The sequence below is a fragment of the Alitabrizicola rongguiensis genome (assembly GCF_021491355.1).
GTDB classification, from domain to species: Bacteria; Pseudomonadota; Alphaproteobacteria; order Rhodobacterales; family Rhodobacteraceae; genus Aliitabrizicola; species Aliitabrizicola rongguiensis.
Map to the genome: position 1 here is coordinate 1,014,949 of NZ_JAKENF010000002.1, position 14,791 is coordinate 1,029,739.

11 protein-coding genes are annotated in these 14,791 nt (G+C 63.2%); 6 read left to right on the forward strand and 5 right to left on the reverse strand.

Translation table 11 applies throughout. The features are described 5' to 3' along the window. From L0V05_RS10815 to L0V05_RS10825, 3 genes are all read right to left on the reverse strand, one after another. A complete protein-coding gene (locus L0V05_RS10815; protein ID WP_234870304.1) occupies positions 1 to 1,140 on the reverse strand; it encodes an extracellular solute-binding protein in 1,140 nt (379 codons plus the stop codon). 39 nt (positions 1,141 to 1,179) lie between these two features. Then, positions 1,180 to 2,271, reverse strand: coding sequence for an ABC transporter ATP-binding protein (locus tag L0V05_RS10820; RefSeq protein WP_234870306.1), 1,092 nt, complete (start codon positions 2,269 to 2,271; stop codon positions 1,180 to 1,182). A 95-nt stretch (positions 2,272 to 2,366) separates the two neighbouring features. Further along, entirely contained in the window at positions 2,367 to 3,587 is a 1,221-nt protein-coding gene (locus L0V05_RS10825) for an aminopeptidase P family protein (RefSeq protein ID WP_234870308.1), read from the reverse strand. A gap of 108 nt (positions 3,588 to 3,695) precedes the next feature. Between L0V05_RS10825 and L0V05_RS10830 the strand changes: the two genes are divergently transcribed. From L0V05_RS10830 to L0V05_RS10855, 6 genes are all read left to right on the forward strand, one after another. After that, positions 3,696 to 4,589: a LysR substrate-binding domain-containing protein gene (locus L0V05_RS10830; protein WP_234870310.1), complete on the forward strand. Its 894-nt coding sequence runs from the start codon at positions 3,696 to 3,698 to the stop codon at positions 4,587 to 4,589. A gap of 300 nt (positions 4,590 to 4,889) precedes the next feature. After that, complete coding sequence (locus tag L0V05_RS10835; protein ID WP_234870312.1) at positions 4,890 to 5,909, forward strand: BMP family protein; 1,020 nt, start codon at positions 4,890 to 4,892, stop codon at positions 5,907 to 5,909. Then, entirely contained in the window at positions 5,906 to 7,456 is a 1,551-nt protein-coding gene (locus L0V05_RS10840; protein ID WP_234870314.1) for an ABC transporter ATP-binding protein, read from the forward strand. Before L0V05_RS10835 ends, L0V05_RS10840 begins: the two co-directional genes overlap by 4 nt. Beyond that, positions 7,446 to 8,489: an ABC transporter permease gene (locus tag L0V05_RS10845; RefSeq protein WP_234870315.1), complete on the forward strand. Its 1,044-nt coding sequence runs from the start codon at positions 7,446 to 7,448 to the stop codon at positions 8,487 to 8,489. The genes L0V05_RS10840 and L0V05_RS10845 overlap by 11 nt, the downstream gene beginning before the upstream one ends. After that, positions 8,486 to 9,433: an ABC transporter permease gene (locus L0V05_RS10850; protein ID WP_234870317.1), complete on the forward strand. Its 948-nt coding sequence runs from the start codon at positions 8,486 to 8,488 to the stop codon at positions 9,431 to 9,433. The genes L0V05_RS10845 and L0V05_RS10850 overlap by 4 nt, the downstream gene beginning before the upstream one ends. Further along, complete coding sequence (locus tag L0V05_RS10855) at positions 9,433 to 10,710, forward strand: amidohydrolase family protein (protein ID WP_234870319.1); 1,278 nt, start codon at positions 9,433 to 9,435, stop codon at positions 10,708 to 10,710. Before L0V05_RS10850 ends, L0V05_RS10855 begins: the two co-directional genes overlap by 1 nt. A gap of 7 nt (positions 10,711 to 10,717) precedes the next feature. Here L0V05_RS10855 and L0V05_RS10860 read toward each other — a convergent pair whose 3' ends face one another. Continuing rightward, entirely contained in the window at positions 10,718 to 12,022 is a 1,305-nt protein-coding gene (locus L0V05_RS10860) for an MFS transporter (RefSeq protein WP_234870320.1), read from the reverse strand. Between the two features lies 1 nt (position 12,023). Beyond that, positions 12,024 to 14,660, reverse strand: coding sequence for an AMP-binding protein (locus L0V05_RS10865; protein WP_319937794.1), 2,637 nt, complete (start codon positions 14,658 to 14,660; stop codon positions 12,024 to 12,026). Positions 14,661 to 14,791 lie beyond the last annotated feature (131 nt).

A 14,791-nucleotide genomic window follows, 5' to 3' on the forward strand; every position in this document is an offset into this window, starting at 1 on the left:
TTACTTCGAGAGCCAGTTCTGGAAGGCGACTTCGACCTCGTCCTGGTTGTCAGCCCACCATTCGATGTTGTTCACCAGATAGTTCTTCTGGTTCGCGGGGTTGGTGGGCATGTAGGGGGCCATTTCGATGCCGAGTGTTGCGTGGGTCGAAACCAGCGGTTGCGACGATGCGCGGGCAGGACCGTAGGAAATGTACTTGGCCTGATCCGCCAGACGCTGCGTGTCGGTCGCGAAGTTCAGGAAGTGCAGGACGCGGTTCTTCTGTGCTTCGTCCAGACCCTTGGGAACAACCCAACCGTCAAAGTCGAAGACCTGCCAGTCCCAAAGCATGCCGATGGGCTGTTTCTGCTCGACGATGGCCGAAAAGAGGCGACCGTTATAGGTCGAACCCATCACGACTTCGCCGTCGGCCAGCAACTGCGGGGTCTCGGCACCGGCCGACCACCACACGACTTGATCCTTGATCGTGTCGAGCTTGGCGAGGGCGCGGTCCACGCCACCTTCTGAGGAGAGCACGGTGTAGAGTTCTTCCTTCGGAACGCCGTCACACAGAAGCGCCCACTCCAGGTTCTTCTTCGGACGCTTTTCGAGCGCGCGCATGCCGGGGAAATTCTCGAGATCGAAGATTGCGCAAAGGTTGTCAGGAACCTTGCCGTTCCATTCCTTGACGTCAGTGCGATAGCCGAAGGTCGTCGAGAAGACGATCTGCGGCACGAAGCATTCGTTGATGATCGCCGAGCCGAAATCCTTCGATGCGGCGGTGCCGTCGGGCGCGGCGGCCAGATCCTTGTCGAAGTCGATCTCTTCGGCCAGACCTTCGTCGCAAGCGCGCTGGCTGTCGGGGCCTTCGACGTCGACCAGGCTATAGGTCATGTTGCCGGCCTCAGAGGCGGCGCGCATCTTGGCGATCGCCTCGTTCGAGCCTTCGTCCCAGGTGATCTTGACGCCGGTAAGCTTCGAATAGGGCTCGGCATAGGCCGCGACCTGGGATGCCTGATAGGCGCCGCCCCAGGACATCAGGACCATCGAGTCAGAGCAGTTATCGCAAGGGGGAAGATCCTCGGCGAAGGCGGCACTGGCACCAAGCGGCAGCATCGCCAGCGCCGTTGCACTGAGAAGGGACTTGAGTGTCATTTTCATACTCCCGGTTGTTATTTTGGTTTTTACCCTTGCGGGCTTCTACGGCGCGTCAAGCGCGCGGCAGTCTTCAGGCAGCCAGCCGATCTCGATCATCTGGCCGGGCTGATGGCGGATCTGGTCGGGGGCGTTGCGGGTCTTGATAACGAAATCGTCATGACCGGCCACCTTCAGACGCGTGCGGAAGATGTCGCCCATGTAAATGAACTCGGTCACTTCGGCCTTCAGCGTGTGGACTCCAGGGCGGAGGCGCGCCTTGTTGGTCTCGACCCGCTCCGGGCGGATCGAGACCTGGGTCCGGTCGCCGACCTTGGAGACATTCACAGGCTTGGCATCGATGATGTCGCCCGAGTCGAGCCGCACGACGCAGGTCTCGCCGGTGATCTCAGTCACGGTGCCCATCAGGCGGTTGTTCTCGCCGATGAACTGAGCAACGAAGCTGTTCACCGGCGCCTCGTAGAGTTCGGAAGGTGGGGCGAGTTGCTGGATGCGGCCGTCATTGAAGACCGCAACCCGGTCCGACATCGTCAGCGCCTCGGTCTGGTCATGGGTCACATAGACAGTCGTAATGCCGAGATTGTGGGCAAGATGGGTGATCTCGAACTGCATGTGCTCGCGCAGTTGCTTGTCGAGGGCGCCCAGGGGTTCGTCCATGAGGACAAGCTCGGGCTCGAACACCAGCGCGCGAGCCAGAGCAATGCGCTGCTGCTGTCCACCCGACAACTGGGAAGGGCGTCGGCCAGCGAAAGCACCCATCTGCACCATGTCGAGCGCCCGCTTGACCTTTTCGTCGCGCACGGACTTGTCGAGCTTGCGCACCTCAAGCGGGAAGGCAAGGTTCTCGGCAACCGTCATATGGGGGAAAAGCGCGTAGTTCTGGAACACCATTCCGATGCCGCGCTTGTGGGGTGGAACGGTATTGATGTTGCGCCCGTTCAGGCGAATCTCGCCGTGCGTTGCCGTTTCGAAGCCCGCGAGCATCATCAGGCAGGTCGTCTTGCCCGAGCCTGACGGGCCGAGCATCGTCAGAAACTCTCCCTTCGGCAGGGAAAGGTTCAAATCCTTCACGACGAGCGTCACACCGTCGTAGCTTTTTTGAACTCGGTCGAAAACGACGAACGCATCGTTCGCCATCGCCCCTTCAGCCATACGCGCATCCCCGTTGCGGTTGCCCCCTTGTCGGACCGAGCAGCACGCTGCCCAGCCGCCGCCTGTTCTCAAGCGAGGGTTCAGTTCTTGAATGGCAGGATAAGATGGTCGGGTCCATAGGGAAATCCGGTGATGTTCCGATTGCCGTCTTCGGTGATGACGAGGATGTCATGCTCGCGGTAGCCGCCCGCACCCGGCAGATGGTTGGGAATGGTGATCATGGGTTCCATCGACACGACCATGCCCGGTTCAAGCACCGTCTCGCAGTCTTCGCGAAGTTCCAGTCCGGCCTCGCGGCCGTAGTAGTGGCAGAGAACTCCGAAGGAGTGGCCATAGCCGAAACTGCGGTACTGCAAGAGATTTTCCGCGGCATACATCTCGTTCAACTCGCGCGCCACGTCGCAGCAGCGGTTGCCCGGCACCAGAAGTTCCTTGCCGCGATCATGGACCCTGCAATTGAACTCCCACAGCCGCAGGTGTTCGTCGGTCGGCTGGCCCGCGAACATCGTGCGCTCCAGCGCGACATAGTATCCAGCGACCATCGGGAAGCAGTTCAGCGACAGGATGTCGCCCTGCTCAATCCTGCGGCTTGTGACCGGATTATGGGCACCGTCGGTATTGATCCCCGACTGGAACCAGGTCCAGGTATCGAGCAGTTCGCCATGCGGCCATGTCTTGGCGATCTCGCGCACCATCGTCGCGGTCGAATGGAGCGCCACCTCGTGTTCGGGCGTTCCAACCGTGGCCGCCTCGGCACAGGCGGCGCCCCCGATATCGGCGATACGGGTCATCTTCTCGATATGCGAGATCTCGGCAGCAGACTTGATCATGCGCTGACGCATCGCCCCTTGGGCAATGTCGACGAATTCCACCGAGGGGAATTCCGACTTGAGCAAGGCGAGGGTGTCGATGCTGATGTGATCGAATTCGATTCCAAGCCGGCGTACGCCCGGGATCAGGCCACGGACGGCATGAAAGTAGTTGTCCTTTTGCCAGTCGGTGTAGGTGATGTTGCGCCCGCCGAAGGTCCGCCGCCACGGCTGCCCGCCGTCGATGCCCGCACTGATCGATGTGGACTTGTCGTGATCGACGACCAGACCATAGCGACGCCCGAAGTAGCAATACAGGAAGTCACTGTAATAGTTGATGTTATGGTAAGACGTGAACAGGGCCGCATCGATGCCGCTGTCGGCCATGTAGCGTCGAATCGCGGCCAGACGCCGCTCCATCTCGCTGGCAGGAAAGGTTGGCGTGACGGGTGATCCGTTGCCCATGTAGTCCTGAAGCCGTTCCCGCTGCATCTGCCCTCTCCGAAAGCCTGTTACCCATGGTCGAACGTGCGGCCGGAAGCATGGCTTGTCAAAAGACCGATTCTCATGCCGAGATGAGAAAAACTAATTGAGGCGCTCATGGCTCAAGTTCCGCTGAATGCACTCAGGGCTTTCGATGCCGTCGTCCGGGCCGGCACTTTCAAGGCCGCAGCCGATGCACTTTTCGTCACGCAATCGGCCGTTAGCCATCAGGTTCGCCATCTCGAAGACTGGCTGGGCCGACCTTTGTTCGACAGGTCGGGCCCGAGACCCCGGTTGCTGCCCGAGGGAGAGGAACTGGCCCGAACCCTGGCCCTTTCGTTCGACGGCATCGAGGCCGCCTGCCAACGCCTGCGTCGCGAGTCCGGCGAGTCGCGGCTGGTTATCGCTGCAATCCCCTCGGTTGCGCTGTGCTGGCTCATCCCGAGGCTCGCGGGGTTTCGCGCGGACCATCCCGAGGTCGCAACACGGATCGTCTATGCCTATCATCGGCAGGAGATCGACTTTTCGGATGTCGATCTCGCTTTCATCTATGCTCCACAGAGCACCGTGGCCGAGGGTCACCTTGAAGCTGAACTCTTCTTCCCGGGCACCAGTATTGCGGTGTGCAGCCCAAAACTGGCGACCGGCCCGGTTGAGCCTGAAGCCATGGCGCGCATGACGCTTCTTCACGACAGCGATGGCGCGGGATGGCTGGACTGGTTCCGGCAGGCGGGCGTCGAGAGGGTCGATCTGCCCGACGGGCCGGCATTCCAGGATTTCAACCTGCTGCGCGCCGCGGCATTGGCGGGACAGGGCGTCGCGCTCTGCCCCCACGCCATGATCCGCGATGATCTTCTGGCCGGGCGGCTCAGCCAACTCTCGCGGATCAAAGTGGAGCCTGCCAGCGGCTACTATCTCGTTCGCTCATCGGCCTCAGGCCGGCGCAATGCTGCGGTCCGTGCTTTCCGCGACTGGGCCTTTGCCGAACGGGAAAAGAGCCAAGACGCGTAGGTCGGCACGACCGGCACAACAATAGGTCCGCTGGTCGACACTCGCCTGCCTCACTCGCGAAGGCCACTGCGATTGCTGGCGGATGCCTTCCACGTCCGTCAATCTGACGAGGACCTGCCCGTCGTCTGGCATCTCGCCGCGCGGAGCGACCCCTTTTTGACCACACTTCGTGCTGCTTGGTGGACCGGGAATGTGTCCAGATTGTTTCGCGCAGCAAAGCGGATCAGCATCACATTTGTTGCGCGAATCGATGCTGCATTTTACCAGATGGTAAAATAACAACCAACAGGGGCAAACAACATGACCGAACGCGACTTCCGGCCCACGCGCCGTGGGCTAATGCTAGCCGCCGGCGCCATCACATTGGCCACAGCGCTGCCAAGCGTACCAGTCTGGGCCGCGAGTCCCGTCAAGATGGCGGGCATCTATACTGTTCCCGTCGAACAGCAGTGGGTCAGCCGCATCCATCAGGCGGCCGAAGCTGCCAAGGCGGCCGGCGCGGTCGAGTATGTCTTCACTGAGAATGTCGCCAATACCGACTATGCCCGCGTGATGAGAGAGTACTGCGAGCAGGGCATGCAGCTGATCGTCGGCGAGATCTTTGGCGCGGAGCAGGAAGCGCGCGAGGTTTGCGCCGAGTATCCTAATGTCGCGTTCCTGCTTGGCTCCTCCTTCCCGCCGGACGAGGCGGCAAATCCCAACCTCGCCGTCTTCGACAACTTCATCCAGGATGCCTCTTACCTGTCCGGGATCGTCGCCGGAGCCATGACGAAATCCGGCAACATCGGCATGGTCGGCGGCTTCCCGATCCCGGAGGTGAACCGTCTGATGAACGCCTTCATGGCGGGCGTGCGCGAGACACGGCCCGACGCGAAGTTCCAGATTTCGTTCATTGGCTCATGGTTCGATCCTCCCAAGGCAAAAGAGACCGCCTTCGCCATGATCGAGGCAGGGGCAGACCTGCTTTATGCCGAGCGCTTCGGTGTATCGGATGCGGCAAAGGAGAAGGGCGTGCTCGCCATCGGCAACGTCATCAACACCCAGCCCGATTATCCCGAGACAGTCGTCGTCTCGGCGCTGTGGCATTTCGAGCCGACGCTGAACGCCGCTCTGGAGGCGATCAATGCCGGCTCCTTCAAGGCGGCGGATTACGGCGTCTATTCCTTCATGAAGAACGGCGGCTGCTCGCTGTCTCCGCTCGGCACCTTCGAGGGCAAGGTCCCTGCGGACGTCATGGCCAAGGTTGCCGAGAAGGAAGCCGCCATCAAGGATGGTTCGTTCACCGTGACGATTGACGACAACGAGCCGAAGTCGTCGTGACGCGCGCAGACGTGCAGGCGGGGGACTATGTCCTCCGCCTCGACGGCATCGCCAAACGCTTCGGGCCGCTGGTCGCGAATTCCGGCATCACACTTGACCTGAAGCGGGGGGAGGTCGTCGCGCTCCTTGGCGAGAACGGAGCGGGCAAGACCACGCTGATGAACATCCTCTTCGGCCACTACGTTGCCGATGAGGGAACCGTCGAAGTCTTCGGTCAGCCCCTGCCGCCCGGAAATCCGCGCGCCGCTCTGGCGGCAGGCGTCGGCATGGTCCACCAGCACTTCACCCTGGCCGACAACCTGTCTGTCCTCGACAACATCACGCTCGGCACCGAAAGCCTCTGGTCGCGCGGCCGGGGACGCAGGGCCGCCCGCGAACGGATCGCCGCGCTGTCACGTGACTTCGGCCTTTCCGTGCATCCTGAAGCGCGTGTCGGCACGCTGTCCGTCGGCGAAAGACAGCGCGTCGAGATTCTAAAGGCGCTCTACCGGGACGCCCGCATCCTGATCCTGGACGAACCAACTGCGGTCCTTACACCACAGGAAACGGACGCGCTCTTCGAGACCCTTCGCAAGGCGATCGCCGCGGGTCTGTCCATCATCTTTATCAGCCACAAGCTGCATGAGGTCATGGCAATCGCCGACCGGTGCATCGTCCTTCGGCACGGCAAGGTCGTGGGAGAAGTGGATACGCACGCGACCGACCGGGCAAGGCTGGCCGCACTGATGGTGGGCAGCGAAGTCTCTCTGCCCAAGGCAGAGGCGCGTCGGCCTGGTCCCGTACTGATGCGGCTCGATCGGGTATCGACACCTGCCAAGGGAACGGCGACCGGGCTGCGCGACGTCTCGATCGACCTTTGCGCCGGGCAGATCGTCGGGCTTGCAGGCGTTTCCGGCAACGGGCAGGCGGCGCTGGCCGACCTCGTGTCGGGGCTGGTGCGGCCGGACGAAGGACGGGTCGAGATTGCGGGAGAAGAACTCCGCAGTTGGACACCGCGACAGGCGCTCAAGCACCACATCGCCCGCATTCCGGAGGATCGCCACAAGACCGGCACCATCTCGGATTTCAGCCTGACCGAGAACGCCGTCCTCGAGGGCTATTCTCACCCGCCCTTCAGCCGCCGCAGCTGGATGGACTGGCATGCAGCAGAGCGGTTCGCCAAGGATATCATCGCCAAGTACGATGTGCGCTGCCAGGGTCCGTCTCAACAGATCCGCCTGCTGTCCGGTGGCAACATGCAGAAGCTCATTCTCGGACGCGTGCTTGAGCCCTCACCCCGGATCATCCTTGCCAATCAGCCGGTCCGGGGCCTCGACGTCGGGGCGATCGCCTATGTCCAGTCGCGGCTTATCGCGGCGCGGGATGCCGGAGCTGCGGTTCTGCTGATTTCCGAAGACCTCGACGATATCCAGAGCCTTTCGGACGTGATCCATGTGATGAGCGAAGGCCGACTTTCGCCCGCCTTCCCACGCGGAACAAAGACGGCGGCAGAGCTTGGCCTGTGGATGGCGGGACAGGGCTTCGAAGGGCGCACCCATGCGGCTTGAGCCGATCCCGAACCCAACTCTCGCCAGGCGCATCGGCCTGCCCGCGGCTGCGCTGACCGCGACCACGCTCATGGCGGCGCTGCTTGCGCTTGTGGCCGGGGCCAACCCCTTCGCAGTTCTCGGTCAGATTGTCACGGGCGCGGTGGGGTCCCGGTTTGCGCTGCTCGAGACTCTCAACCGGGCAACGCCGCTGATCTTCACCGGTCTCGCCGTGGCCGTGGCCTTCAAGGCAAAGCTCTGGAACATAGGCGCCGAGGCGCAGCTTTACGCCGGGGCCATCGTCGCGGTGCTGCTCGGAACCGGGGCACTCGGGTCGCCGCTTGTTCTTCCCGTCTCTGCCCTTGCCGCGATGGTGGCGGGGGCGCTGGTGCTTCTGGGTCCGGTCCTTCTCAAGACCCGGCTCGGCGTCGACGAAGTGGTCACGACGCTTCTCCTGAACTTCATCATGCTCCTGTTCGTCAGCTACCTGTTGGAAGGGCCGATGAAGGATCCGATGGGCATGGGCTGGCCCAAATCGCCGGCCCTCATCAAGGACGCCCGCCTGCCCCGCATCGTCGAAGGCCTCCGGCTGCATTGGGGTTTTGCGCTGGCACTGATCGCCGCAGTCGCTGTCCATGTCATAGAACGCAGGACGACCTTTGGCTTCGAGATGCGGGCAGTCGGATCGAATATCGGTGCTGCGCGGTTCATGGGAGTTCCGGTGAACCGCGTCCTGATCCAGACCGCGCTCTTGTCTGGAGGGCTGGCGGCCCTTGCCGGCTGGTCCGAGGTCGCCGGGCTGAAGGGGCACCTCAGCCAGGACCTGAGCCCGGGCTTCGGCTACACCGGCATCATCGTCGCGATGCTGGCGCTTCTGAATCCGCTGGCGGTGGTCGGCACGGCGATCTTCGTCGCCGGCGTCTTCGTTGGATCGGACGCCATGAGCCGTGCCGCCGGAGTGCCGACCTATATCGCCGACATGCTTCTGGCTTCGGCGCTTCTCTTCATGGTCCTCGCGATCTTCCTCGTGCGCATGCGGGTGGTGCGGGGATGAGCTATCTCGTCGATATCCTGGTTTCCGCCAGCTTCTGGGCCGCGGTGATCCGCATCGCTTCTCCTCTGGTTCTCGCGACGATGGGAGAACTCATCTGCGAACGCGCAGGCGTCCTGAACCTCGGGATCGAGGGGATCATGGTGATCGGGGCCTTCACCGGCTGGCTTGCGGTCTATCAGGGCCTGCCGCTGTGGGGGGGCGTTGGGGTGGCCATGGCGGCCGGGATGCTATTCGGCCTTCTCCATGCAACGCTTACGGTCCCCTTCGGCCTTTCCCAGCATGTCGTGGGCCTGGGTGTGACCCTACTCGCCACCTCGACAAGCTCGTTTGCCTATCGACTGGCGCTGCCCGAGGTGACCAGCCCACCAAAGATTGTGCCCTTCCAACCGCTCGACCTGCCGGTCCTGTCTGACCTGCCGTTCCTCGGGGAAGTTCTCTTCACCCAGACCGCCTTCACCTGGTTTGCCTTCGCCATCGCGGTGCTGGTCTCCGTAATCCTGTTCCGCACGCCTCTGGGTCTTGCGATCCGGGCGGCGGGGGAAAACCCCTCGGCCGTGGAAGCGCAGGGACTTTCGGTTTCCGGCCTTCGCATGGGCGCGGTGATCGTTGGGTCGGGGCTTATGGCCATGGGCGGCGCATTCCTGACGCTCTCGGCCTTCTCGTCCTTCTTTTTCGAGATGGTGAACGGCCGCGGCTGGATCTGCGTGGCCCTGGTGGTTTTCGGAGCATGGATGCCGGGCAAGGCGGTTCTGGGGGCGATCCTGTTCGCCGCTTTCGACGCGCTTCAGATCCGTCTGCAGCAAACCCCGATAGGCGCCGACCTGCCCTATCAGGTCTTCCTGATGGCGCCCTATGTGCTGTCCATCCTCGCCCTCATCCTGATGTCGCGCCGTGCCGAGGTGCCTGCCGCGCTCATGACACCCTATAGCAAGGGGGAACGCTGATGTTCGATCTATTGGTCAGGGGTGGCACGCTGCCCGATGGCACCACCGCCGATATTGCGATCAAGGGCGACCGCATCGCTGCCGTGGGGCATGTCGATGCCCCCGCCGCCCGTGTGATCGACGCCACGGGCGACCTCGTTGCCCCCCCCTTTGTCGATCCACATTTCCACATGGATGCGGTCCTGTCCTACGGGCTGCCACGGGTCAACGCGTCGGGCACGCTGCTGGAGGGGATCGGCCTGTGGGGTGAGCTTCGCGAAGTCGCGTCGGTGGAAGACATGGTGGACCGCGCGCTCCGCTATTGCGACTGGGCAGTATCGATGGGGCTTCTGGCGATCCGCACGCATGTCGACACCACCCCTGACCATCTGCGCGGCGTCGAGGCGATGTTGGAGGTCAAGCGCCGCGTCGCGCCCTACATCGACCTGCAGCTTGTCGCCTTCCCCCAGGACGGCCTCTACCGGACCAAGACGGGGCGGCAGAACGTCATCCGGGCGCTGGACATGGGCGTGGATGTCGTCGGTGGCATCCCCCATTTCGAACGAACCATGGAGGAAGGCGCAGAGTCCATGCGCGACCTTGCTCGCATTGCAGCAGACCGCGGGCTGATGTGGGATGTCCATTGCGACGAGACCGATGATCCGATGTCTCGCCATGTCGAAACGATGGCACGTGAAGTCACGCGCCACGGTCTGGGATTACGTGCAGCAGGCAGCCACCTGACCTCGATGCATTCGATGGACAATTACTATGTCTCGAAGCTCCTTCCACTGATCGCCGAGAGCGGCATGACCGCAATCCCGAACCCGCTCATAAACATCACGCTGCAGGGCCGGCACGACACCTTTCCCAAGCGGCGCGGCCTGACCCGAGTGAAGGAAATGCAGGCACTCGGGATCACCGTGGGCTGGGGGCAGGACTGCGTGCTGGATCCCTGGTATTCGCTCGGCACCGCCGACATGCTGGATGTGGCCTTCATGGGCCTGCATGTCGCACAGATGACCCATCCCGCCGAGATGGCGCGCTGCTTCACCATGGTGACCGAATGCAATGCCGCGATCATGGGCTTGGAAGGCTATGGTCTTGGGGTCGGAGACAGGGCGAGCCTCGTCGTCCTGGATGCGGGATCACCGACCGAAGCCGTGCGTCTGCGACCCGACCGCCTTTTCGTGGTCTCGAAAGGCAAGGTCGTGGCGGAAAAAGCCCGGAACGACAGCCGGCTCACTCTTGACGGGCGACCGGCCTCGGTTCGCCGGCGCCACGTTTCACCGACCTGATCTGCCGTCAGGCCTTCTGCTTCCTGGGCTCGCGGACCGGCAGCATGAACAGGAAGCCGAGCACGAAGGATACGGCGACCACCGCGATCCCGGCCTTCTGGTTCTGAGTGGCGAGCGTCACCCAACCGATCATTGCCGCTCCCAGAGGACCGGTGGCACGGCCCGCAAGCGCGTAGAGGCCGAAGTACTTCGCCACCTTGTCGGGCGGGGCAAGGCGGGACATCAGGCTGCGGCCGGAGGCCTGCACAGGGCCGAAAAAGATCCCGAGGATGCAGGAGGCGATCCAGAATGCTCTCTGCGAGTCCAGCAGAACGATCGAAACCGAGACGACGGCGAGGGCGACGATCGAAACCATGACCACGGGTTTCGCCCCGATCCAGTCGTCGATCCAGCCGAAGATGAACGCTCCCGTTCCCGCAGCAACGTAGATCGAGACACCGAAGAACAACATCTGCGTGTCGCTGAACCCGAAGGCGCCCTTTGCCACGAGGGGCCCGAAGATGAAGATCGAGCTTACCCCGTCCGCAAAGAACATGTGGGCCAGAAGCAGCCAGGCAATCGAGGGGGTAGTCGGCAACTGGCGGACCGTCTGCCAGATGTCCGCCAGTCCTTTCCGGACGATTGTCGCGGCGCTTTCCGGCGACGGGCGCTCCTTCGGGCCGAACAGGATCAGCGGCGCGCTGAAGACAAGAAACCAGAGCGCGCTGACCGGGCTCGACAGACGCGCAGGCTGGGCCTGCGCCGGATCAAGTCCGAAGAGCGGCGGATCGGGGATCACGAGCATCAGGTAAACGAGAGCGAGCGAGGCGAGTCCGCCGAAATAGCCGGCAGCCCAGCCCATGCCCGACACACGGCCCCGCAATTCGTCCGGTGCCACATCGGTCAAGAGCGCATTGTAGAACACATAGCCCAGTTCGAACCCGGCATTCGAGACGACAAGCAGGGTCAATGCGAAGGTCAGGGATGATGGGTCCGGTCTGACCCACCACATGGCGGTGGTTGCCACGATGGCAGCCAGAGTGCAAACGGCCAGCCAGGTGCGTCGGCGCCCGCCCTGGTCAGCCAGTGCGCCGAGCATCGGGCTCAGGATGGCAACGCAGATCGCCGAGATAGAGATTGCGAAGCCCCATTGCGCCTGCCCGTGCACCGGATCTTCTGCGACACGCGCGAGGAAATAGGGCGCGAAGACGAACGACAGGACTACCGCACCGTAGGCCGAGTTTGCCCAGTCATACATGCACCAGTAAAGGACCTGCCTGCGGCGGCCCGCCTTGTCCATGACCTTCTCGGGAGTTGCGGATGTCGCAGTCATCTCAGCCAACCTCTGTGCCGTTCTGTCGAGCAAGATCGATCAGGCGGTCGCGCAAGGCCCCGGCGATGGCTTCGGCAGGAGAGTCCGCATCTGCCTTGCCCTGCAGCAGGTCCTGCCGGGTGCAGGGGGGACCGAAGGCTACGTGAACCGGACGGAACTTCGGCCACTTCAAGGTTCTCGGCCAGGCCTCGAAGGTGCCCTTCACGAAGACTGGCAGGGTGGGCACGTCCGAACCGAGCATCACATGACCAATGCCCGCGTGGAACGGCAGGAGGTGCCCGTCACCGGACCGCCATCCTTCGGGGAACCAGACGACGACGTTTCCAGCCGAAAGCGCTGTCAGTGCCATCCCGATCGCCGACGCGGGCGATGAATCATCGACCGGGTAGAGCCGCAAAGCGCGCGCCGCCCTGGGTTTCAGCCAGCGTCCCTTCACCCGCGACCGCGCGGCGGCCCAGACCGTCCGCTGCCGGACTGCCCTGGGCAGGGCAGCGGCCACGGATGAGGGGTCCATCAGGCTGACATGGTTCGGACAGAGCACGAAGGGGCCTGACTGCGGCAGGTTTTCGAGACCCGAAACCGTCAGCGAGAAGCCGAGGCGCAGCGTCGCGCGGTTGATCGCGAACACGATCTCTCCGAAGACCCGTTCGATTGTCGAAAGAGGGGCGAACCAGTGCGCCTTCTCCGCAGCCAAACGGGCTTCGTCCAATTCCTGCAGCATCGGGTTTGCCGCCTTCTCGCTGACCCTCTCAAGCAGGTCGCGCACCGTACCGATCGCGGCTATGTCCGCCGCTTCGAGGCGAACACCGGTTGACTCCTCGATCGCCACCGCCAAGGTCATCCAGGCAAAGGAATCCAAGCCAAGGTCCAGTTGCATGTGGCTGCCGAGCGCAAGCCCCTGGCCATGATCCCGCTTCAGAATCTCCCACACCTTGTCGCGCGGAGGGCCGGCAAGCCACGCCCGATCGGCCTCAGACATTTCCTCGGCCGGGCCGTCGCGGCGGCCGGTCAGCGCCTGCTCGTAGAGCTGCGGCAGAGCGAAACGGCGCAGCTTGCCAAGGCGTGTCCGGGGCAACGGTTCACGGGACAGCGCAAAGCCCGAGAGCCGCCAGGTCGAGGGCACCGAAGTCGCAACCGAGCCTAGTCCGACGCGGATGGCATCGTATGGATCGATCGTATCGAACTTGCCAACCTCGGCCATGTTCGGCACCACCAAGGCGACAAGTCCGCCATTCCGTTCCAGAACCCCGATTTCCCCGATCTGGGGAATGGCGAGGTAAGCGCGTTCGACATCCTCGGGAAAGATCTTGTCCCCTCCGGCGAGCACAATGCGCTCCTTGATGCGACCGGTGATGAAGAGGAAGCCGTCCTTGTCGACACGTCCGAGGTCGCCAGTACGGAAAAACCCGTCAGCTGTGAAGGCGTTGCGGTTCGCCTCGGGGTTCTGGAGGTAGCCCGAAAACAGCGATGGACCCATGAGGAGGATTTCACCGACCCCGTCCTGGCCGGGGCCATCGATACGGATTTCGCACCCGTCGAGCGGCTTTCCGACCGATCCCGCGCGCTTCGCCGAGATCGGTCCGCAGACCGAGGCCGCCGTCTCGGCCAACCCATAGCCCGAGCGCACGTCCCATCCGAAAGCTTCGAGCGTCTCCGTCGTCTCGGCGGTCAGGTTCGCGCCACCGGAAATCAGCATCCGCAGGTCGCGCCCGACGGAGCGTCTCAATGGGGCGAGCAACTGGTGGCCGAACCTGCCGGCAGTCAGCCGGCGCAACCTGATCGACAGAGAGATCAGCATCTCGACGAGTCGTGCTGCCAGCTTTCCTTTGGATGCGGCGCGCGTCCGCAAGCCGACAAGCATCGCGTCATAAAGCCTCGGCACACCGACAATCAGGGTCGGCGAACAAAGCTTCAATGCCTCGGCAATGTGCGGGCCCGAGGGGCTCTCCGGGAGGATGATCCTGGCGCCCAGGGTGACAGAGGTCAGCACGGCGGTGATCCAAGGGTAGACATGGTGCATCGGCAGAGGCATCAGCACCCGGTCCGAGACCTTCAGCAGACCGCTTCGGCTGATGGTCCGGGCGTTCCAGCCAAGATTGCCCTGCGTCAGGTAGAAGCTCTTGGGTGTTCCGGTCGTCCCCGAGGTGCGGAAAAGCGCCAGCGGCGCAGAATCCTCCAGCATCGGTAGCACTGGGGCCGCGGCTGCCGGTGTGATCCCGTCAATCTCAAGTGTCGGGATCCGCCCTTCAAACTCCTGGCGCGCCGCGGCTTCGATGAGGAGAAGTTTTGCCCGTGATGCGCTGGCCTGCTCCAGCGCCTCCTTCGCGGAAACCAGAGAGTCTAGCGGGGCAAGGATGATGCCCGTCAGATGGCAAGCCAGACCGGCTGCGATCCAAGCGGCCGAATTGGGGGCCCAGATCGCCACCACATCGCCCCGTGAAGCGCCGCGTGCCTCCAGGGCCTGACAGGCCCCGTAGATCAATTGCACGAAATCGTTGCCGCTAAACGTTCGGGCCTCCCCTCTCGCAACCATGGTCAGGAAAGGGTCGCCTCCAACGCGCTTGAGACTCTCTACAGCGTCGGCGGCCCGCCAGACCGAAGGAGCTTCGCCCTCTGGCCGCGTAGAGTGCTCATTCATGTTCGCTTCTCCCCCACCTTGATGACTTCATCGTAAGCGAGTTGCCCCGCAGGCCAACTGATCCCGATCAAGTCAGGGGGTGCACGGTGGCCCGGGACGGTCTGGTCCCCGCCGGGACAGACGCGCTGGAC